Source organism: Pseudomonas sp. 39004 (assembly GCF_028682155.1).
Taxonomy (GTDB): domain Bacteria; phylum Pseudomonadota; class Gammaproteobacteria; order Pseudomonadales; family Pseudomonadaceae; genus Aquipseudomonas; species Aquipseudomonas capeferrum.
Window position 1 is genome coordinate 1 of the sequence record NZ_JANIAG010000041.1, and the last position, 19,971, is coordinate 19,971.

21 protein-coding genes are annotated in these 19,971 nt (G+C 62.3%); 16 read left to right on the forward strand and 5 right to left on the reverse strand.

Annotation, left to right across the window (positions count from 1 at the left end; all coding sequences use genetic code 11):
- Nucleotides 1–142: 142 nt before the first annotated feature.
- Genes NP534_RS09880 through NP534_RS09890 form a run of 3 tightly spaced genes read right to left on the reverse strand, consistent with a single transcriptional unit; the run spans nt 143 to nt 4,687 of the window.
- The gene (locus NP534_RS09880; protein WP_274098608.1) at nt 143–1,546 is read right to left on the reverse strand and encodes an efflux transporter outer membrane subunit; all 1,404 of its coding nucleotides are present in this window, start codon (nt 1,544–1,546) and stop codon (nt 143–145) included.
- Between the two features lie 3 nt (nt 1,547–1,549).
- Nucleotides 1,550–3,514 carry a MacB family efflux pump subunit gene (locus NP534_RS09885; RefSeq protein WP_274098609.1) on the reverse strand — a complete coding sequence of 655 codons (1,965 nt, stop codon included), beginning with the start codon at nt 3,512–3,514 and terminating at the stop codon, nt 1,550–1,552.
- The gene (locus tag NP534_RS09890; RefSeq protein WP_274098610.1) at nt 3,515–4,687 is read right to left on the reverse strand and encodes an efflux RND transporter periplasmic adaptor subunit; all 1,173 of its coding nucleotides are present in this window, start codon (nt 4,685–4,687) and stop codon (nt 3,515–3,517) included.
- Nucleotides 4,688–4,917: 230 nt separating this feature from the next.
- On the opposite strand from NP534_RS09890, the gene NP534_RS09895 reads away from it, so the two are divergent.
- The 5 genes from NP534_RS09895 (at nt 4,918) to NP534_RS09915 (ending at nt 8,231) form a co-directional block, all read left to right on the forward strand.
- Entirely contained in the window at nt 4,918–5,394 is a 477-nt protein-coding gene (locus NP534_RS09895; protein ID WP_033699303.1) for a sigma-70 family RNA polymerase sigma factor, read from the forward strand.
- A gap of 168 nt (nt 5,395–5,562) precedes the next feature.
- Complete coding sequence (locus NP534_RS09900) at nt 5,563–6,036, forward strand: histidine kinase (RefSeq protein WP_274098611.1); 474 nt, start codon at nt 5,563–5,565, stop codon at nt 6,034–6,036.
- 74 nt (nt 6,037–6,110) lie between these two features.
- Nucleotides 6,111–7,436: an MFS transporter gene (locus tag NP534_RS09905; RefSeq protein ID WP_274098612.1), complete on the forward strand. Its 1,326-nt coding sequence runs from the start codon at nt 6,111–6,113 to the stop codon at nt 7,434–7,436.
- A gap of 94 nt (nt 7,437–7,530) precedes the next feature.
- The gene (locus NP534_RS09910; RefSeq protein WP_274098613.1) at nt 7,531–7,827 is read left to right on the forward strand and encodes a type II toxin-antitoxin system MqsR family toxin; all 297 of its coding nucleotides are present in this window, start codon (nt 7,531–7,533) and stop codon (nt 7,825–7,827) included.
- A 2-nt stretch (nt 7,828–7,829) separates the two neighbouring features.
- On the forward strand, nt 7,830–8,231 hold the full coding sequence (locus NP534_RS09915; RefSeq protein ID WP_274098614.1) for a type II TA system antitoxin MqsA family protein: 402 nt from the start codon (nt 7,830–7,832) through the stop codon (nt 8,229–8,231).
- 69 nt (nt 8,232–8,300) lie between these two features.
- Here NP534_RS09915 and NP534_RS09920 read toward each other — a convergent pair whose 3' ends face one another.
- Nucleotides 8,301–9,983 carry an electron transfer flavoprotein-ubiquinone oxidoreductase gene (locus NP534_RS09920; protein ID WP_077068488.1) on the reverse strand — a complete coding sequence of 561 codons (1,683 nt, stop codon included), beginning with the start codon at nt 9,981–9,983 and terminating at the stop codon, nt 8,301–8,303.
- 538 nt (nt 9,984–10,521) lie between these two features.
- On the opposite strand from NP534_RS09920, the gene NP534_RS09925 reads away from it, so the two are divergent.
- The 9 genes from NP534_RS09925 to NP534_RS09965 all read left to right on the forward strand — a co-directional run bounded on the left by NP534_RS09925 (nt 10,522) and on the right by NP534_RS09965 (nt 17,505).
- Nucleotides 10,522–11,271, forward strand: coding sequence for an electron transfer flavoprotein subunit beta/FixA family protein (locus tag NP534_RS09925; protein WP_033699291.1), 750 nt, complete (start codon nt 10,522–10,524; stop codon nt 11,269–11,271).
- Entirely contained in the window at nt 11,272–12,201 is a 930-nt protein-coding gene (locus NP534_RS09930; RefSeq protein ID WP_033699289.1) for an electron transfer flavoprotein subunit alpha/FixB family protein, read from the forward strand.
- A gap of 88 nt (nt 12,202–12,289) precedes the next feature.
- Nucleotides 12,290–13,111, forward strand: a complete 822-nt coding sequence (locus NP534_RS09935) for a substrate-binding periplasmic protein (protein ID WP_274098615.1) — start codon at nt 12,290–12,292, stop codon at nt 13,109–13,111.
- A gap of 9 nt (nt 13,112–13,120) precedes the next feature.
- Nucleotides 13,121–13,474, forward strand: coding sequence for a DUF4398 domain-containing protein (locus tag NP534_RS09940; protein WP_274098616.1), 354 nt, complete (start codon nt 13,121–13,123; stop codon nt 13,472–13,474).
- Nucleotides 13,471–14,283, forward strand: coding sequence for an OmpA family protein (locus tag NP534_RS09945; protein ID WP_186657251.1), 813 nt, complete (start codon nt 13,471–13,473; stop codon nt 14,281–14,283). Before NP534_RS09940 ends, NP534_RS09945 begins: the two co-directional genes overlap by 4 nt.
- 216 nt (nt 14,284–14,499) lie before the next feature.
- Entirely contained in the window at nt 14,500–15,942 is a 1,443-nt protein-coding gene (locus NP534_RS09950; protein ID WP_033699281.1) for an aminotransferase-like domain-containing protein, read from the forward strand.
- A gap of 62 nt (nt 15,943–16,004) precedes the next feature.
- Nucleotides 16,005–16,481, forward strand: coding sequence for a hypothetical protein (locus NP534_RS09955; protein ID WP_274098623.1), 477 nt, complete (start codon nt 16,005–16,007; stop codon nt 16,479–16,481).
- 130 nt (nt 16,482–16,611) lie between these two features.
- Nucleotides 16,612–16,866 (forward strand): YkgJ family cysteine cluster protein, encoded by a 255-nt coding sequence (locus NP534_RS09960; RefSeq protein ID WP_033699278.1) that lies wholly within the window; start codon nt 16,612–16,614, stop codon nt 16,864–16,866.
- Nucleotides 16,867–16,899: 33 nt separating this feature from the next.
- Nucleotides 16,900–17,505: an START domain-containing protein gene (locus tag NP534_RS09965; RefSeq protein ID WP_274098617.1), complete on the forward strand. Its 606-nt coding sequence runs from the start codon at nt 16,900–16,902 to the stop codon at nt 17,503–17,505.
- 73 nt (nt 17,506–17,578) lie between these two features.
- On the opposite strand, the gene gltA is transcribed toward NP534_RS09965, so the two are convergent.
- A complete protein-coding gene (gene gltA, locus NP534_RS09970; RefSeq protein WP_019472041.1) occupies nt 17,579–18,868 on the reverse strand; it encodes a citrate synthase in 1,290 nt (429 codons plus the stop codon).
- 351 nt (nt 18,869–19,219) lie between these two features.
- Here gltA and sdhC point away from each other — a divergent pair, with 351 nt between their 5' ends.
- Complete coding sequence (gene sdhC / locus NP534_RS09975) at nt 19,220–19,606, forward strand: succinate dehydrogenase, cytochrome b556 subunit (RefSeq protein ID WP_077068487.1); 387 nt, start codon at nt 19,220–19,222, stop codon at nt 19,604–19,606.
- A complete protein-coding gene (gene sdhD / locus NP534_RS09980; protein WP_027592876.1) occupies nt 19,600–19,968 on the forward strand; it encodes a succinate dehydrogenase, hydrophobic membrane anchor protein in 369 nt (122 codons plus the stop codon). Before sdhC ends, sdhD begins: the two co-directional genes overlap by 7 nt.
- The last annotated feature ends 3 nt before the right edge of the window (nt 19,969–19,971 follow it).

The window sequence follows — 19,971 nt, forward strand, 5'->3', positions numbered from 1 at the left end:
TCGAGGATTGCGATAGCCATCGCCGCCGCGCCAATTTCAAAACTCTCGTCAACTGCGCCGCCCGCGCGGCGCTCGATCTCATCGGCGCTGAAAATGCCAAGCCTGGCACTGAGGCGCCGAAAATCTACCGCCCTACGCCCAGCTACTGCCCAACCTTCCACCCACCCCCCAACGCCTTGTAAAGCGCCACACTCCCTTGCAACCGTGCCAGCCGTAGCTGCGCCTGCTGATCTTGCGCCAGGTACAACGTGCGCTGGGTTTCCAGCACGCTGAGCAGGGTCTCGGCGCCTGCACCATAACGCTGCTGGGCCAGGTCAAAAGCCAGGCGCGCCTGCTGCACCTCCTCATCCTGCCACTGGCGCTGGCGGTCCACGCCATGAATAGCGTTGAGCGCTTTCTCGACATCGGCGAAACCCGCCAGGATGCTGCCCCGGTAAGCCTCCAACAGCTCGACCTGCTCGGCTTCTGCCAGGTCGCGCGAGGCCCTTAACCGGCCGTTGTTGAAGACCGGCGCGACCAGCCCGGCAGTGAGGGTGTAGAACGAGCTGTCGAAGACACGCGCAAAGGTATTGGCGCCGCTGCCCAGATTGGCCCCCAGGGTCAGCTTGGGCAGCATTGCAGCCCTGGCCACCTGTACGTCGGCGCTTGCCGCTGCCAGCCGCGCTTCGGCTGCGGCGATGTCCGGGCGACGGCTTAGCAGCTCGCTGGGGATGCCACTGCCGATGGCCGGCCACTGCAGGGCATCGATCGCTTCACGGCTGGGCGGCAGGGCCTGGACCGGGTCGCCCAGCAGCGTGGCCAGGGTGACTTGGCTGTCTTGCCACTTCTGTTCAAGCAACGGCACCTGCCGCTCCTGGGCGGCCACCAGGCTGCGCTGCTGGGCCAGCTCCAGGCGCGTGGCCGAACCTGTGCGCTGGCGGGCTTCGACCAGGCCCAGTACATCACGCGCATTGCGCAGGTTGAGCCGGGCGATGTTCAACTGTTCTGTCAGGGCAAGGCCTTGCAGATAGCTGTCGGCCACGGCGCTGACCAGGGTCAGTTCGACGGTTTGCCGATCGAAGCGGCTGGCGTCGAGGCTGTGCAACGCGCTGGCGCGGGCGGCGCGCAGGCCGCCCCAGAAATCGATCTCGTAGCTGGCGCTGAGTTTCAGGTCGAAGGAGGTACTGGTGCGCTCGTTGCTGCTGACGTCCAGCTGGTCGTTGCCTTTGCCATGCAGCAGGCGCTGGCGGCTGCCATCCAGGCCCAGGTTCAGTTCGGGTAGCAACGGCGCGCCAGCGATGACAGCCTGGGCCTGGGCTTGGCGCACCCGTGCCGTGGCAGCCGCCAGGTCGTGGGCGTTGAGCCGGGCGCGCTCGACCAGGCGGTCCAGTTCGCTACTGGCGAAGGCTCGCCACCATTGTGCTGACGGCAGTTGGGCCGAGGACGGCTCGACCTCGCCTTGCCAGGCTTGCGGTGCAGCGATGCCGCTTTCTGGAGTGGGGGGCGTGCTGCAAGCGGCGAGGCTCAGGCACAGGGTCAACAGGCTGATACGGCTTGGCAGAGTCATGGGTTATTCGCTGGTAAGGGCTTTGACCGGGTCGAGTCGGGCGGCCTTGCGGGCCGGCATGAAGCCGAACACGATGCCGGTGACGACAGCGCAGGCGAACGCGCCGAATATGGCAGGCAGGGCAAAGGCCACGGCGATCTCGGCCAGCATCAGGCCGCCGCCGATGGCCAGGGCCAGGACAATGCCGGCAATGCCGCCCACCATCGACAGCATCACGGCCTCGCTCAAAAACTGCCGCAGGATGTCGCGCTGACGCGCGCCGGTGGCCATGCGGATGCCAATTTCACGGGTGCGTTCGCGCACGGTCATGAGCATGATATTCATCACCCCGATGCCGCCCACCAGCAGTGAAATCGCGGCGATCGCCCCCAGCATCAGCGACAGGCTGTTCTGCGTGCGTGCTTCGGCCTGGATCAATGCCGCATCGTTGGTCAGCTCGAAGTCCTGACGGCCTTGGTGGCGCTGGCGCAGCAAGTGATCGATGGCCGCTTCGGCTTCGTTGACCCGGGTGGAGTCGAGGGCGGCAACGGTGATGTAGTCCGGGTCGCGCTGGCCAAACAGGCGGATTGCTGCCGCGGAGTAGGGCACCGCGATGCGCCCGTCGCTGTCCTGGTCGCCGGAGCTCGCGCCCTTGCCGGCGAGGATGCCGACGACCTGGAACGGCACGTTGCCGATCAGGATGTACTGCCCCAGCGGGTCGCGCCCGGGGTCGAGCATCTTTTCCCGGACCTTCTGGCCGATCACTGCTACGGCCGCCGCATTGGCTTCGTCGGCCTCGGTGTAGAAGGCGCCCTCGACCGCTGGCCAGTTGAAGATCTCCGGGAACCAGGTGTTGTTGCCGCCGACATAGAACTGCTGGCTGTTGTTGCCGTGGCGCACCATCATCTTCTCGCCGATCACAGGCATGACGTGTTTGACCTGGGGCAGTTCGCCGATGGCGGCGACGTCGTCGAGGGTGATGGTGCCGGCCTGCTCGCCAAGCGTTGCCGGCTTGCCGTTGAGGTAGAGGATGTTCGAACCGAATGCCGCCATTTGCGCCATGACCTGACGCTTGCTGCCTTCGCCGACGGCCAGCATGACCACCACCGAGGCCACCCCGATGACAATGCCGAGCAGCGTCAATGCGGTGCGAAAGCGGTTGACCCACATCACCCGCCAGGCCGCCTGCAGGGCTTCGAACAGTTCACCCTTCCATGCCCCGCGCAGGGTCGCGCCGCGGTCCAGGCGCTGGCGCAGGTCGTCGGCCTGCAGCCCTTGGTCGGTGTTGACGGGGGTATGCTCGGCGGCCGAATCGCTGATGATCAGCCCATCACGGATTTCGATGACCCGTTGCGCCCGCGCCGCCACTTCGCGGTCGTGGGTGATCAGGATGATTACATGGCCCTGGCTGGCCAGTTCGTCGAGCAGCGCCATGACTTCGGTGCCGCTGTGGCTGTCGAGCGCGCCGGTGGGTTCGTCGGCGAGGATGATGTGGCCACCGTTCATCAGCGCCCGGGCAATCGACACCCGTTGTTGCTGGCCACCGGACAACTGATGCGGGCGGTTGCCGGTGCGGCTGGCCAGGCCGAGGCGGGTGAGCAGGGCGGTTGCCCGTGCGTGGCGCTCACTGGCGGCGATGCCGGCGTAGATGGCCGGCATCTCGACGTTCTCCTGGGCCGAGCCCGAGGGGATCAGGTGGTAGCCCTGGAACACGAAGCCAAAGGCTTCGCGGCGCAACCAGGCCAGCTCGTCGCTGTCCAGCTCGGCCACGTCCTTGCCGGCAAAGTGATAACTGCCGGCGGTTGGCCGGTCGAGGCAGCCGAGGATGTTCATCAGCGTCGACTTGCCTGAACCGGATGCGCCGACGATGGCGACGAATTCGCCAGGGTGAATGCTCAGGCTGATGCCCTGGAGGATGTCGACCTTGGGGGTATCGCCGCCGCCGTAGGACTTGCGGATGTCGATCAGTTCGATCAGGGGCGTTGTCATTCAACCTCCGCTGACGCTGGGGGCGCCGATGACCAGGCGTTCGCCTTCGCTGAGGCCGTCGAGCACCTGCACCCGCAGGCGGTCGCTCAGGCCGGTACGCACCTGGCGCTGTTCCACTTCGCCTTTGCTGTTGAGTACCCGGGCGAGGCGCAGGCCTTCGCTGTCGTCCAGCGCCGCAAGTGGCACGGTCAGCACCTGGCTGGCCTGGCCTGCGACAAAGAACACCTGGGTGGTCATCTCGGCCATCAGGGCGCCGTCCGGGTTGTCGACGTCCAGCAGCACGGTGTACTGCACCACCTGGCTGCCGGTGGTGCCATTGGCGGCACTGGCCGGGCTGCCACCGCCCTGGCTGGTCTGGTCCAGCGGCTTGGGCGGAATCGGCAGAATCTGCCGCACCGTGCTGGTCCAGCGGCGTTTGCCGCCGGCCAGGGTGGTGAAGTAGGCGGTCATGCCGGGTTTGACCTTGCCGATGTCGGCTTCCGATACCTGGGCCCAGACGGTCATGGGCGAAAGCTTGGCGATGCGCAGGATCAACGGCGTCTGCTGTTGCGCGTTGAGGGTCTGGCCTTCACGGGCATCGACCGCCACCACGGTGCCGTCCATGGGCGCATAGATCCGCGTATAGCCCAGCTCCGCCTCGTCACTGCGCAGGTTGGCCTGGGCCTGGCGGATCTGCGCCTGGAACATTTCGATGCGTGCCTGGGTCACCTTGAGTTGGGCATCGGCGGCCTGGACGTCTTCGTCGCGGGTTGCCCCGGCGGCGGCCAGGTCGCGCTGGCGCTTGAGCTGCTGCTGGGCCAGTTGAAACTGTGCGCGCTGTTCGGCCAGCTGGGCCTTGAGGTTGTCGATCGAGTAGCGCCCGGCGTCGAGCCTGGCTTGCTGGGTGGAGGGGTCGATCTCGACCAGCAACTGGCCTTTGCGCACCGGGTCGCCGGCTTCGACGTGCAATTTGTGGATCTGCCCGGAAGCCTGGGCACCCACGTCGACGTAGCGCCGCGGCTGCAAGGTGCCCAAGGCGGTGACGCTGCTTTCGATGTCGGTGCGGGTGACGGCGACCGTGCTGAACGGCTGCGCGCCGAAGGGCAGGGTCTTCCAGGCCAGCAAGCTGCCCAGGCTTAGCAGGGCCAAGCCACCGAGCAGTATCCGACGGCGGGTGTGGGGTAAACGTCTCATGCAGACTTCCAGCCAGGGGTGATGGCCACGCACAGCCAAGAAAGCGGCGCGCACTGAGGTCCCAGTTAGACGAAGGCTAACGGGACGGATTTAGCGAGAACGGGGGGAGGATGTCGTGTTGCTGAGAATAATTATAGTTTGTACTATCGCACGTTGACATCACTCAGTCCCGCGTAGCTGCCCGAAACGGCTTTCTGGCAAAGGCAGGCAGGACGACCTCAGGTAACGTCGTGGAACATTACTATCGCGAACTGGTGGGCTTCCTCTCCGCGCGCCTGGGCAGTCGTCAGGCTGCCGAAGACGTCGCGCACGATGCCTATCTGCGGGTACTGGAACGTACCGATGCCGAACGGATCGAGCATCCGCGTGCCTTTCTCTATCGCACAGCGCTCAACCTGGTGGTCGATCGTCACCGGCGCCACCAGGTGCGCCAGGCCGAACCGCTGGAGGTGCTCGACAGCGACGAGCGCTGGCACAGCCCGGCACTCACCCACGACATGCAGCTCGACCAGCGCCTGGCGCTGATGCAGCGCGCCCTGGATGAACTGGGCAAGGTTTGTCGCGACTGCTTCCTGCTGCGCAAGCTCGATGGCCTGTCGCATCAGCAGATTGCCGAGCACCTGGGGGTGTCCCGCAGTGTGGTTGAAAAGCACATCGTCAATGCCATGAAGCACTGCCGTGTGCGCATGCGCGAGTGGGAATCCTGAAAAACGGGTGAAAGGCGGATGAAAATTCCGTCACCCCGTCACTTGATTTCTGCGGGTTTCCCGACAACTATCAAGAGAGACCCCAGCCAGGCATAGCTTTGGCGATTGCCGTTACTGGCGCAGTATGGTCAGGGAGTGTCCCTTTTTACCTACTGCCCAGGTCCGAAAATGGCAAACAAGACCCTGCGCATCCTCATCGCCGACGAGCACCCTTGCCAGCGTTTGCAGCTGGAGAAACTGCTCAATGGCCTTGGCTATTACCGGATTGCACCCGTGGACAGCTTCGAGGAGCTGCAGCGCCTGGTGCAATGTGCCTTGCAGCCCTTTCACCTGCTGCTGGGCAACATCGAGCTGGCCAGCCATGTGGGCGTCGACCTGGCGCGCTTCTGCCGGGTCAGCACGCAGATCCAGCATGCCCTGCTTTATCACTCCTCGCAGTTGAAAGTGCCCGCCGTGCCGCAGACCGAACGCCAGTCCGTCAGCCTGAGCCTGCCGCAGGTGCCGGATAACGAGGCGCTCGAGTCGTTCATGGCGATCATCGACGCGCCGCTGCTGGTCGGCAAGCTGCCTCTGCCTGTGGCAGCACCGGCCAGCACACTGCGCCCGCGGGTGAACTTCGCGCAGACGGTGTTCAGCCGCTAGCGTCGAGGCGGGCAGGGCAGGGCAAGGCAGGTATTTGCTATCCTCTTGCCCTTTGCCGATCTGCGGACCCTGCCATGACTGCCATCGATACCGCTCGCCCGCCCCGGTTCAGCCGTGGCGACCACCGGACCCTGGGCCTGGCGGCGCTGGGGGGCGCGCTGGAAATCTACGATTTCATCATCTTCGTGTTCTTCGCCCTGACCCTGAGCAAGTTGTTCTTCCCGCCCGAAATGCCCGAATGGCTGCGCCTGTTGCAAAGCTTCGGGATCTTCGTCACGGGCTACCTGGCGCGGCCGCTGGGGGGCATCGTCATGGCGCATTTCGCCGATCACCTGGGGCGCAAGCGGGTGTTCAGCCTGAGCATCCTGATGATGGCCCTGCCGTGCCTGCTGATCGGGGTGATGCCGACCTATGCCGACATCGGCTATGCGGCGCCACTGATTTTACTGGCACTGCGCATTCTGCAGGGGGCCGCGGTCGGCGGGGAGGTGCCAAGCGCCTGGACGTTCGTTGCCGAGCACGCGCCGCAGGGGCGGCGCGGTTATGCCTTGGGCTTCCTGCAAGCCGGGTTGACCTTTGGCTACCTGCTGGGGGCGCTGACCGCGACCTTGTTGGCCCAGGCGTTTACCGCGCAGGAAATTCTCGATTACGCCTGGCGTTACCCCTTTCTGCTCGGGGGGGTATTTGGTGTGATCGGCGTGTGGTTGCGCCGCTGGCTAAGTGAAACACCGGTGTTCATGGCCTTGCGCGAGCGTAAGGAACAACCCGTGGCGTTCCCCCTGCGGCGGGTGCTGGGCGAGCATCGTGGGGCGTTGCTGCCGGCAGCGCTGCTGACCTGCGTGCTGACGTCGGCAGTGGTGGTGTTGGTGGTGATCACGCCGACGGTGATGCAGCAGCGCTTCGGCATGACCGCCGCGCACACCTTTGCCTTGAGCAGCGTGGGTATCGTGTTCCTGAATATCGGCTGTGTGCTGGCCGGGCTGCTGGTCGATCGCCTGGGCGCCTGGCGTGCGCTGATGATCTACAGCCTGCTACTGCCGCTGGGTATCGGGGCGTTGTATGCGAGCCTGGTGGGGCAGTGGGGCGCAACCTGGCTGGCTTATGCACTGGCAGGGCTGTGCTGCGGTGTGGTGGGCGTGGTGCCGTCGGTGATGGTCGGGCTGTTCCCGGCGCAGATCCGGGTTTCGGGCATCTCCTTCACCTACAACATTGCCTATGCCCTGTGGGCGAGTACCACGCCCTTGGCGCTGATCGCTCTGATGCCGTGGAGCCCGTGGGTGTGTGTCGGCTTTTGTCTGATCATGGGTGCGGTGGGGCTGCTCACGGCCCTGTATTTCGGGCGTCGTGAGCCTTTGGCGTTTGCGGCGGAGCCGATGCCGATCATGTGTGGTGACAAATGAGGCATTAGAGGCAGGTGGGGGGTGGGGCAGACTTCCAGGTGGGGGCTATTGGAATAACCTATTAGCCAAATTTAACCTGGAAGGTTAATTTCTCATGGAAAAGAGAACGCCTCATTGCCCGCTGCAGCGGATAAAAGCACTGACTGCGGCAAGGCGCGTCAGCCCTACGGGCGCTGCATTAAGAGACGCTAAGGCGCTAGGAATGGATTTTCCGGGCATGCTTGAGGTAATCACTAGCTTGAAGCGCACTGATTTCTACAAAAGCATGAACAGCCATATTGATCACCGGGTTTGGCAGGACGTGTACCGCCCGCTTACAGCGGTTGGCTACGTTTACCTGAAAGTGTCCGTGATCAACGACGTGCTTATCGTGTCCTTCAAGGAGTTGTAATCATGAGATGTCCAATTTGCGGGGGTGCCGAGCTTGCACCTGACACTCAGGGCATGCCTTATCGCTACAAGGGAGAGACCACCCTGCTCCCGGACGTAAGTGGCGATTATTGTTCCGCATGCGGTGAGTGCGTGCTGAGCCATGATCAAGCCATGCGTGTCAGCGATCTGATGACGGCATTCGAGCGCCAAGTCAATGCAACTGTAGTGGACCCTTCTTTCATTGCCTCCATACGCAGGAAGTTCGACCTCGATCAGCGGCAAGCGGGGGAAATTTTTGGTGGTGGGGTCAATGCGTTCTCCCGTTATGAAAATGGCAAGACCACGCCACCCGTGGCACTGGTAAAGCTGCTGAAGCTACTGGATCGCCACCCCGAACTGTTCGAGGAAGTGCGTACAGCCTGATGCGAGCAGGCAACAAAAAGCCCCTGACTCCAAGGAGGCAGGGGCTTTTGTTGCTGCAGGGGCATGGCCTTACATGTTCGGGTAGTTCGGCCCGCCGGCGCCTTCAGGCGTAACCCAGGTGATGTTCTGGGCCGGGTCCTTGATGTCGCAGGTCTTGCAGTGCACGCAGTTCTGCGCGTTGATCTGGAAGCGCTTGCTGCCGTCTTCCTGGCTGACCACTTCGTACACGCCGGCCGGGCAGTAGCGTTGGGCCGGCTCGTCGTACAGCGGCAGGTTGCTGGCGATCGGCACGTTCGGGTCGGTCAGCTTCAGGTGGCAGGGTTGTTCCTCTTCATGGTTGGTGCTGGAGAGGAATACCGAGCTGAGCTTGTCGAAGCTGAGCTTGCCGTCTGGTTTCGGGTAGTCGATTTTTTTCGAATCGGCCGCGAGCTTGAGGCAGGCGTAGTCCGGCTTGGTGTCGTGCAAGGTGAACGGCAGCTTGCCACCGAACCAGTTCTGGTCGACATAGTTGAAGGCTGCGCCGAACAACGGGCCGAACTTGTGCATGGCCGGGCCGAAGTTGCGGCTGGCGAACAGCTCTTCATGCAGCCAGCTGGCCTTGAAGGCGTCGACATAGGTAGTGAGTGCGTCGCCACCCTCGCTGCCGGCAATCAATGCGTCGGCCACTGCGTCGGCGGCGAGCATGCCAGACTTCATCGCCGTGTGGCTGCCCTTGATCTTGGCCACGTTCATGGTGCCCAAGTCGCAACCGATCAGCGCGCCACCGTTGAAGACCATCTTCGGCAGCGAGTTGATCCCGCCCTTGGCCAGGGCGCGGGCGCCGTAGCTGATGCGCTTGCCGCCTTCGAGGTACTGGCTGATCACCGGGTGGTGCTTGAGGCGCTGGAACTCGTCGAACGGCGACAGGTACGGGTTGGCATAGGACAGGTCGACGATCAGGCCGACCACCACCTGGTTGTTTTCCAGGTGATACAGGAACGAGCCACCGGTGTTCTCGGTGCTCACCACGTCCAGCGGCCAGCCGGCGGTGTGCACCACCAGGCCCTGTTCGTGCTTGCTCGGGTCGATTTCCCAGATTTCCTTCAGGCCGATGCCGTAATGCTGGACGTCGGATTCACTGTCGAGGTTGAAGCGCTTGATCAGCTGCTTGCCGATGTGCCCACGGCAGCCTTCGGCGAACAGCGTGTACTTGGCGCGCAGTTCCATGCCTGGGGTGTACAGGCCGTCTTTCGGGTTGCCTTCGCGGTCGACACCCAGGTCGCCGGTGACGATACCGCGCACCACGCCGTTTTCATCGAACAGCGCTTCCTGGGCAGCGAAACCTGGGTAGATTTCCACGCCCAGGTTTTCGGCCTGCTGGGCCAGCCAGCGGCACAAGTTGCCCAGCGAGATGATGTAGTTGCCCTCGTTGTGCATGGTCTTGGGCACGAACAGGTCAGGGACCTTGATCGAGCTGCCGCCATCCTTGAGCACGTAGATGTCGTCGCGCTTTACCGCAGTGTTGAGCGGTGCGCCGAGTTCCTTCCAGTCGGGGAACAACTCGTTCAGTGCGCGCGGTTCGAATACCGCGCCGGAGAGGATGTGGGCACCGACTTCAGAGCCTTTCTCGACCACGCAGACGCTGATCTCGCTACCGGCTTCGGCGGCCTTCTGCTTCAGGCGGCAGGCGGCGGACAGCCCCGCCGGGCCGGCGCCGACGATGACCACGTCGAATTCCATGTATTCGCGTTCCACTGGTTCTCTCCTACTCATCAAGGCTCGTGCTGTTGCTTGGTCTTATGGGTGTGGGGTGATCATGCGCACCGCGCTTCACGGGAGCGGAGCTGTAGCTGCGCAGAGGATGGACTACACCGTTTTGTCTTGGCCGCGCATTATATCTACACCACTTGGCGGGTCCAATACAAACGTTTGTTTGAATTTGCCGCAGGCCAGTAAAATCACAGGAGTGCGGCTGGAGGGTGACCGATTTGCCGTATTGACCGGATTGGGTGTTGCGGTCAAGATACGAGCGGTTTTACGTTCGCCGTAGGCTTGTCGCCGGGCGCAGGTACACCTCTAAAAACCTGGTGTGGAGTAAGGCTTTGCGGCCAATTCACGGTTTGTAGTGGAGTTTACACGCCACCACAGAAAATGACCCGCGGGTATTTGCCGCAAGCGTCATGACAAGACTGCTCGGTCACCTTGAAGTTTGCTCTACCCGGTACGTTTTTAGAGGTGCCCTTGTACCCACGCGCATCGCCGGGCATGTCCCCAGGCGACTTTCTATTCACCGGAGAGTAACGAGGAATCCATGAAGGTTCTTGTAGCTGTCAAACGAGTGGTCGACTACAACGTCAAGGTTCGCGTCAAAGCGGACAACTCCGGCGTCGACCTTGCAAACGTCAAGATGTCCATGAACCCCTTCTGCGAAATCGCCGTTGAGGAAGCCGTACGCCTGAAAGAAAAGGGTATTGCGACCGAGATCGTCGTGGTTTCCGTCGGCCCGACCACTGCCCAGGAGCAACTGCGTACCGCCCTGGCCCTGGGTGCCGATCGCGCCATCCTGGTAGAAGCCGCTGACGAACTGAACTCCCTGGCCGTGGCCAAGGCACTCAAGGCTATCGTCGACAAAGAGCAGCCACAGCTGGTCATCCTCGGCAAGCAGGCCATCGACAGCGACAACAACCAGACTGGCCAGATGCTGGCCGCGCTGACCGGTTACGCCCAGGGTACCTTCGCCTCCAAGGTGGAAGTCGCTGGCGACAAGCTGAACGTCACCCGTGAAATCGATGGCGGCCTGCAGACCGTATCGCTGAACCTGCCAGCGATCGTCACCACCGACCTGCGCCTGAACGAGCCGCGCTACGCGTCGCTGCCGAACATCATGAAGGCCAAGAAAAAGCCGCTGGAAACCGTCACGCCAGACGCGCTGGGCGTTTCCCTGGCCTCCACCAACAAGACCCTCAAGGTCGAAGCGCCTGCTGCACGCAGCGCGGGTATCAAGGTCAAGTCGGTGGCAGAACTGGTCGAGAAACTGAAGAACGAGGCGAAGGTAATCTAAATGACTATCCTGGTTATCGCTGAATACGAAAACGGCGCCGTGGCCCCGGCCACCCTGAACACTGTCGCCGCTGCCGCCAAGATCGGTGGTGATGTGCACGTGCTGGTCGCAGGCCAGAACGTCGGTGGTGTTGCCGAAGCCGCTGCCAAGATCGCCGGTGTTGCCAAGGTGCTGGTTGCTGACAACGCCGCCTACGCCCATCTGCTGCCAGAAAACGCAGCGCCGCTGATCGTCGAGCTGGCCAAGGGCTACAGCCATGTGCTGGCCCCGGCCACCACCAACGGCAAGAACATCCTGCCGCGCGTTGCCGCACTGCTGGACGTCGACCAGATCTCCGAGATCATCGCGGTGGAGTCGGCCGACACCTTCAAGCGCCCGATCTACGCCGGTAACGCCATTGCCACCGTGCAATCCAGCGCTGCGGTCAAGGTCATCACCGTGCGTACCACCGGTTTCGACGCAGTCGCGGCCGAAGGCGGTTCTGCCTCGGTTGAAACCGTCGCTGCCGCCCATGACGCTGGCAAGTCGTCCTTCGTGGGTGAAGAGCTGGCCAAGTCCGACCGCCCAGAGCTGACTGCAGCCAAGATCGTCGTTTCCGGCGGCCGTGGCATGGGCAACGGCGACAACTTCAAGCACCTGTACAGCCTGGCCGACAAGCTCGGCGCTGCTGTGGGCGCCTCGCGCGCTGCAGTGGACGCAGGTTTTGTGCCCAACGACATGCAGGTCGGCCAGACCGGCAAGATCGTCGCCCCGCAGCTGTACATCGCCGTCGGTATCTCCGGCGCGATCCAGCACTTGGCGGGCATGAAAGACTCCAAAGTGATCGTTGCGATCAACAAGGACGAAGAAGCGCCGATCTTCCAGGTTGCCGATTACGGTCTGGTCGCTGACCTGTTCGAAGCGGTTCCGGAGCTGGAAAAGCTGGTCTGATCCGCCTGCTTCACTTATAAAGAAGCCCGGCCCTCGTACTGAGGGCCGGGTTTTTTTATGGATTTCAGTGTCACAGCCAGGAGTGAGCATGAGGTTTGGCAAAGCAGGCGGGGTGCTGGCGTGCATGGCGGCGTTGCTGTCGTCGGCGACAATGGCGGCAGGCAAGTGCGAGCGCCTGGTCGCGACCGGCAGCCCTGATGCGCCTCCCTATTCCTGGCAGGACCCGAAGGACCCCAAGCACCTGATTGGCGCCAATGTCGAGCTGTTGCAGCAGGTGGCCAGCGAGCTGGGGGTCAAGGTGGACGTGCTGAGTGCCGGTCGGCGCGACCAGGCCCTTGAGGAGGTTCGCAGCGGGCGTATGGACCTGCTGCTTGATACCCCGCTGCAGGTCGGGCAACTGACGGCGCTGGACTATATCCACCCACCTTTGCAGTTGAACGAATACCTGGTCTGGACCCGTCATGACGCTGAGCTGGCCTTCGATGGCCCGGCGGATCTGGCCAACTACCAGGGCAGCATGTCCGAGCGTGCACGTCTGACCCCCGCTTTTGAAGCCTTTGCCAAAGCGCACCTGAAGTTGCAGCCGGCGCAGAACCTGACCCAGGCGTTCCAGAAGCTGGTGTTGGGGCAGGTGGACTATGTGCTTGCGGGGCGCTACTCCGGCATGGCCATGACCCAGAGCCTGGGCATGAGCAACGACCTGATTGCCCGCGGCCTGCCGGTAGATCGCCCTGGGTTGTACCTGGCCGTGTCACACAACTCGGCATGCAATGACAGCTGGCTGCGTGGGCAATTGGCGAAAAAACTGACAGAATTGCCGATCTCCGGTGCGTCCGAGGCTGTGCTGCAACGTAATGTCGAGCGCTGGAAGGCGCAGATGCAGGTGCCGCTGGACGCCCCCAAACACTAGGAAGATTGCGTGAGAATCCAACCACTGATCCTTGCTCTGGCCGTGTTCGGCCTGGCGGGTTGCGCCAACGACCCGGCGCCGAACGAGCAACTGCGCATTTCCGAGCAGGCGCTGGAACAGGCCAAGGCTGTCGGCGCCACCGACCAGGTCGAAGCGCTGAAGCTGGCCGAAGACAAGCTTGCCCGGGCCAAGACCAACATGCTCACCGAAGATTTTCGCGATGCGCGCATGCGTGCCGAGCAGGCTGAGCTGGATGCGCGCCTGGCCGAGGCCCAGGTGTTGAACCAGAAGAGTGAAGAGCAGCTGCAACTGCTGCAGTCGCGGGTCAAGCGCCTGCGTAAACAGCTGGAGGTGCAGCCATGATGCGCTCTACACCCATGGCCGCGCTGGTGTTGCTGGCGTTGACCGCAGGCTTGCAGGGTTGCGCCAGTCAGCGCAGCGAGGCGGCACTGGATGAGGCCAGTGCAACCTTCCAGAAGGTCAAGGACGATTCCGACGTGCTGCGCAGTGCGCCACGTGACGTGATCCGCGCAGGTGAATCGCTGGCGCGGGCCGAGCGCCTGTCCAGTTATGTCGGCACCGGCACCGATGTGCGCCATTACGCCTACCTGAGTCAGCGCTACAGCGAAATCGCCAGCGAGCACGCCAAGCTCGCGCTGAACCAGGAGCGCCTGGCCAAGCTCGACCTGGAGCGTCAGCGCCTGCAGCTGGCGCTGCGTGAAGCCAAGCTGGCCAGCGTCCAGCAGCAAGGCAAGTGGGTCGAATCGCAGATTGCCGCGCTGGCTTCGGAGCAGACGGACCGTGGCCTGGTGATGACCCTGGGTGACGTGCTGTTCGATACCGGGCGTGCCGACCTGAAAAACTCGGCCAGCCGCACCGTGCTCAAGCTGGTGCAGTTCCTTCAGCTCAATCCGCGCCGGGTGGTGCGTATCGAGGGGTACACCGACAGCACCGGTGCGCCGGAAGACAACCTGAAGCTCTCGCGTGATCGCGCGCAGGCAGTGGCCGATATGCTGGCGGACCTGGGTATCGACGAGAAGCGTCTGCAGGTTGAAGGCTACGGTGACCAGTACCCGATCGAGGCCAACGCGTCGGAGCGGGGCAGGGCGCAGAATCGCCGGGTCGAGATCGTCTTCTCTGATGACAAGGGCAAGCTCGCGCCGGCGCGTTGATCCCCTCAACGATCGCCGAACGTTTGTAGGGGCGCCCGGCAAGGGCGCCCCTGCACAGAAACCGTACTCACGGGAATTCGGCCGGGTGCTGTCACGCAACTGTATTGTTGGCTATTCTGCAATCTGTCCCCGTACACTTCGCAACTGTTACGGTATTCTCTGCCGTCAGTGTGTCGCACAAGAATAACGAGCCCGTCCGCGCGTCGAGATATCGCCATGACCAACCTGCTGCTATATCAGCGTATCGCCCAGCAACTGGCCGATGACATCCGTCGCGGTGTCTACCAGCCAGGCGAACGTGTGCCGTCGGTGCGCAAGATGAGCGCTCAGCTCAATGTCAGCCACGCCACGGTGCTGCAGGCCTATGCCAATCTCGAAGACCAGGGGCTGATCCGCGCGCGCCCGCAGTCGGGCTATTACGTTCACCAGACCCCGGCCCTCACCGCGCAAACGCCGGATATCGCCCGGGTGGAGCGCCCGGGCCTGGTGACCCGGGCAAGCATCATCCAGCAGGTATTGACCGAGGCGCGCCGCGATGGCGTGTTTCCGTTCGGCGCAGCGGTGCCTCACGTGGACTATCTGCCGGTGCGCGCCCTGCATCAGCAGATTGCCAAGGTGACCCGCTTCCATAGCCCGCGTGCGTTCAGTTACATGTTCAGCCCGGGCTTTGAGCCGTTGCGCCGGCAGATTGCCATTCGCATGCGCGATGCCGGCGTGCTGGTAGACCCGCGTGAAGTCATCGTGACCCATGGCTGTGTCGATGCGCTGCAGATGTCGCTGCGGGTGCTGACTCGCCCGGGTGACCTGATCGCCGCCGAGTCGCCGACCTACTACGGCCTGCTGCAGTTGGCCGACTTGCTGGGCCTGAAGGTGATCGAGATCCCCAGCGACCCGTCTACGGGCATCAGCCTCGAGGCCTTGCAGTTGGCCGCCAACCAGTGGTCGATCAAGGCACTGGTACTGACCTCGCGCCTGAGCAACCCGTTGGGTGGCACCATCCCTGAAGAACGCCAGAAGCAATTGCTGCGCCTGGCCTCGGACTTCGATATCCAGATCGTCGAAGACGACATCTATGGCGAGCTGATGTTCGAGCAGGGCAAGACCAAGGCGCTCAAGGCATTCGATCGGCTCGACCGGGTGATCTACTGCTCGAGTTTTTCCAAGACATTGTCGCCGGGTGTGCGGGTCGGCTGGATGGTGGCGGGGCGCTACCAGGATGAAATCCAGCGGCTGCAGACGTTCACCACCCATTCGGCGTGCAGTGTGACGCAGATGGGGGTGGCCGCCTATTTGGAGAACGGCGGCTATGACCGCCATCTGCGCTACATCCGCCAGGAGTACCGCAAGAACCTCAGTGCCTACCAGTTGGCGGTGCAGCAGCACTTCCCTGAAGGCACCCAGATGACCCGGCCTACCGGTGGTTTCATCCTCTGGGTGAGCCTGCCGGGGCGGGTCAATACCCAGGACTTGCATGTGCGGGCGCTGGAGCAGGGCATCAGTATCGCGCCGGGGTTGATCTTCAGTAACACCGAGCAGTTCAACCACTGCATCCGGCTTAACTGCGGGATTCCGTGGAATAAAGAGGCCGAGCGGGCGGTGATCACCCTTGGCCTTTTGGCTCAGCAATTGTGCAGAGAGCCTACGGGTTCACTTTTGTAGGCTTGCCAGGCGCAGGCGGAACAGGGAGCATATGCATTTTTCCAGCCTGACTGTCGATGTCCATGAAACTGTTGCGCTGTATCGCCCTTAGTTTTTGCCTTGTGCCGCTCTGCCACTTTGGCGCAGTGGCGCAGGCTGCTCAGCCTGCTGCCGAGGCACAGGCTCGCCAGGCCAAGCCTGCGCAGAAGGCCCCTGCCAAGCCTGTGTCGAAGCAGGCTGTCAGCAAGGGCAAGCCTAAGCCCAAGCCAAAGCCTGCGCGCAAGCCGGTCAGCAAGGCGGTGGCCAAGCCGCTGCCCCAGCCCAAGCTCGACCTGAGCCTGCCTGTCGAAATGGTCAATGACCTTGAGCCGAATGTCGGCAGTTCGGCCACGCGGCGCAAACCTTTGCTGCCCGCAATGTTTACCGAAAAACCCCAGAGCGATGAAAGCCCGTTCCAGCTCAATGGCCGATTGATCAGCAATGAAATGCAGCTGCAGTTGCGCAATGAAAGCCGCCGCGATGTTGAAGGGGCAGCGATCGAATTCGAGTACCGCCAGTAGCCAGTGAACTGACTGCCGGGTCACGGCAGATTTCATCGGGCCAGCAATTTCAAACGCACGTTTGAGCGGTTACTATCCGGGGACGTTCGTCCCATTTTGCTCCACAGAGACCTGATTTTGATGAATAGCCATGAATTGCCGTGAGGGGTGTGGTGCCTGCTGCATCGCCCCGTCCATCAGCTCTGCCATGCCGCGCATGCCGCATGGCAAGCCGGCCGGTGAACGCTGCCTGCACCTGACTGTCGACAACCTCTGCGACTTGTTCGGCAAGCCCGAACGCCCGGCGGTGTGCGGCGGTTTCAAGGCGGATGTCGAGGTGTGCGGCAGTGATCGCGATGAGGCAATCAGGATTCTCGGCTGGTGGGAGCAGATGACGGCGGCGTGACAGGCTGGATCTTCGACAACAAGGATAAAGATGATGAGATCGTTCAAGCGTATTGCACTGCTGTGTGGCATGGGTGTGTTGCTGGCGCCCGCCGCCTGGGCCGAGAACTGGCAGGTGGCCAAGGACGAGGAGGGCATCAAGGTCTCCCTCAGTGAAGTGGCGGGCTCCAAGTACAAGGCCTATCGCGGTGTCACCGTGATCAAGGCGCCACTGGCCAAGGTCCAGGCGCTGCAAGAAGACGTGGTCGGGGCTTGTGCCTGGATTCACGAGTGCAAGTCGCAGAAGCTGCTCAAGCACGAAGGCGACCAGAGCTGGACCTACACCCAGTTCAATACGCCCTGGCCGGTGACGCCGCGTGATTCGGTGCTGCATGTCACCACGGTCAAGGGTGCGGATGGCAGCCTGACGCGCAACCTGAAGGAAGAGCCGACCTATATCCCGGAAGAGAAGGGCTTTGTGCGAGTGGCGAAGGTCGAGGGCTTCTGGAAGTTGGTTCCCAGGGGGGACAGCACGGAAGTGACCTATCAGGTGCACACCGAGCCGGGTGGCAGTGTGCCGGCGATGGTGGCCAACAAATTCGTGGTCGATGCGCCGTTCAATACCCTGAAAGGGTTGCGTGAGCGGGCCGAGAAAAACTGAATTAGTCGGGTTGCCTGCTAGGCAATAAAAAAGGCTGCCCGAGGGCAGCCTTTTTGCGTTCGGCTCGATGAGCTTACTTGCGGTCTTTCAGTGCAGCGATGTCGCGCTTCTGCTCGCCGGTGTACAGCTGGCGCGGGCGGCCAATCTTGTACGGGCTGGAGAGCATTTCTTTCCAGTGCGAGATCCAGCCTACAGTACGTGCCAGGGCGAAGATCACGGTGAACATGCTGGTCGGAATGCCGATCGCCTTGAGGATGATCCCCGAGTAGAAGTCGACGTTCGGGTACAGCGAGCGCTCGATGAAGTACGGATCGGTCAGAGCGATCTCTTCCAGGCGCATGGCCAGTTCCAGCTGCGGGTCGTTCTTGATGCCCAGCTCGCGCAGGACTTCGTCGCAGGTCTGCTTCATCACGGTGGCGCGCGGGTCGCGGTTCTTGTACACGCGGTGACCGAAGCCCATGAGCTTGAACGGGTCGTTCTTGTCCTTGGCCTTGGCGATGAAGGTGTCGATGTTCGAGACATCGCCGATTTCATCGAGCATGGTCAGTACGGCTTCGTTCGCACCGCCGTGGGCAGGGCCCCACAGTGCAGCGATACCGGCGGCGATACAGGCGAACGGGTTGGCGCCCGACGAGCCGGCCAGGCGCACGGTGGAGGTGGAGGCGTTCTGCTCGTGGTCGGCGTGGAGGATGAAGATCCGGTCCATTGCCTTGGCCAGCACCGGGCTGATCGGTTTGATCTCGCACGGGGTGTTGAACATCATGTGCAGGAAGTTTTCCGCGTACGACAGGTCGTTGCGCGGGTACATCATCGGCTGGCCCATGGAGTACTTGTAAACCATCGCGGCCAGGGTCGGCATCTTGGCGACCAGGCGCACCGCGGAGATTTCGCGGTGTTGCGGGTTATTGATGTCCAGGGAGTCGTGGTAGAACGCCGACAGGGCGCCGACCACACCGCACATCACCGCCATCGGGTGAGCGTCGCGGCGGAAACCGTTGAAGAAGGACTTCAGCTGCTCGTGAACCATGGTGTGGTTCTTCACGGTGCTGACGAACTGAGCCTTCTGCTCGGCATTCGGCAATTCGCCGTTGAGCAGCAGGTAGCAGGTTTCGAGGTAGTCCGACTGCTCGGCGAGCTGTTCTATCGGGTAGCCGCGGTGCAGCAGAATACCCTTGTCGCCGTCGATGTAGGTGATCTTCGACTCGCACGAGGCGGTCGCCATGAAACCAGGGTCGAAGGTGAAGTGACCTGTGGCCCCCAACCCGCGGACGTCGATTACATCAGGACCAACGGTGCCGGTTAAAATGGGCAGCTCGACGGGGGCAGCGCCCTCGATGACCAACTGCGCTTTTTTGTCAGCCATGTGGCCTCCTATTAATGCTTGAAATCATCAGACAGACCCCCCACGCAGGGCCCGCACCACTATAGAGGGATAAATTCAGATGTCAATTTGCCTAAAGGCTGGTTGAAACGGGCTCCGAGGCCTGATTTTTCTCGAAATTGTCGCCCATTTACGCCTTTTGCTGGCTAAAGGCAATGCGCTATTTGGGCTACCCCATCACGTTGTCATAAGCAGCCTAACTGTCTATACTCGGCACCCGACCGCCAGGGGCTTGCAAGCCCGAACTGCTGGGGGTCGCCGTTCCCTGGGTGGTGGGTACCTGACCAGTACACTTACCAACAACTTTGCCCTGTTCGCTAGGGGCTCTTCAGTGTGAAAAAAGCCGTGAAAAGCCAACGACCTGTAAACCTAGACCTAAGGACCATCAAGCTCCCGATCACCGCGTACACGTCCATTCTGCACCGTATCTCCGGCGTCATCCTGTTCCTCGGCCTGGCCATCATGCTTTATGCATTGGGCAAGTCCCTGGGTTCCGAGGAAGGCTTCGGTGAGGTGAAGGCGTGTCTGACCAGTCCGCTGGCCAAACTGGTGACCTGGGCCCTGCTGTCCGCCCTGCTGTATCACCTGGTGGCAGGTGTACGCCACCTGATCATGGACATGGGCATCGGTGAGACGCTGGAAGGCGGCAAGCTGGGCTCGAAAATCGTGATTGTCATCTCCGTGGTGGTGATCGTTCTGGTGGGAGTTTGGGTATGGTAACCAATGTCACGAACCTGTCGCGTTCGGGCCTCTATGACTGGATGGCACAGCGCGTCTCTGCGGTCGTTCTCGCGGCTTACTTCCTCTTCCTGATCGGTTACGTCGTAGCCCACCCAGGTATCGACTATGCCCAGTGGCACGGTCTGTTCTCCAACAACGCGATGCGGATCTTCAGTCTGCTGGCCCTCGTTGCCCTGGGCGCTCACGCCTGGGTCGGCATGTGGACCATTGCCACCGACTACCTGACGCCGATGGCGTTCGGCAAGTCGGCAACTGCGATTCGTTTCCTGTTCCAGGCGGTATGCGGCGTTGCGATGTTCGCTTACTTCGTCTGGGGTGTGCAGATTCTCTGGGGTATCTGATCC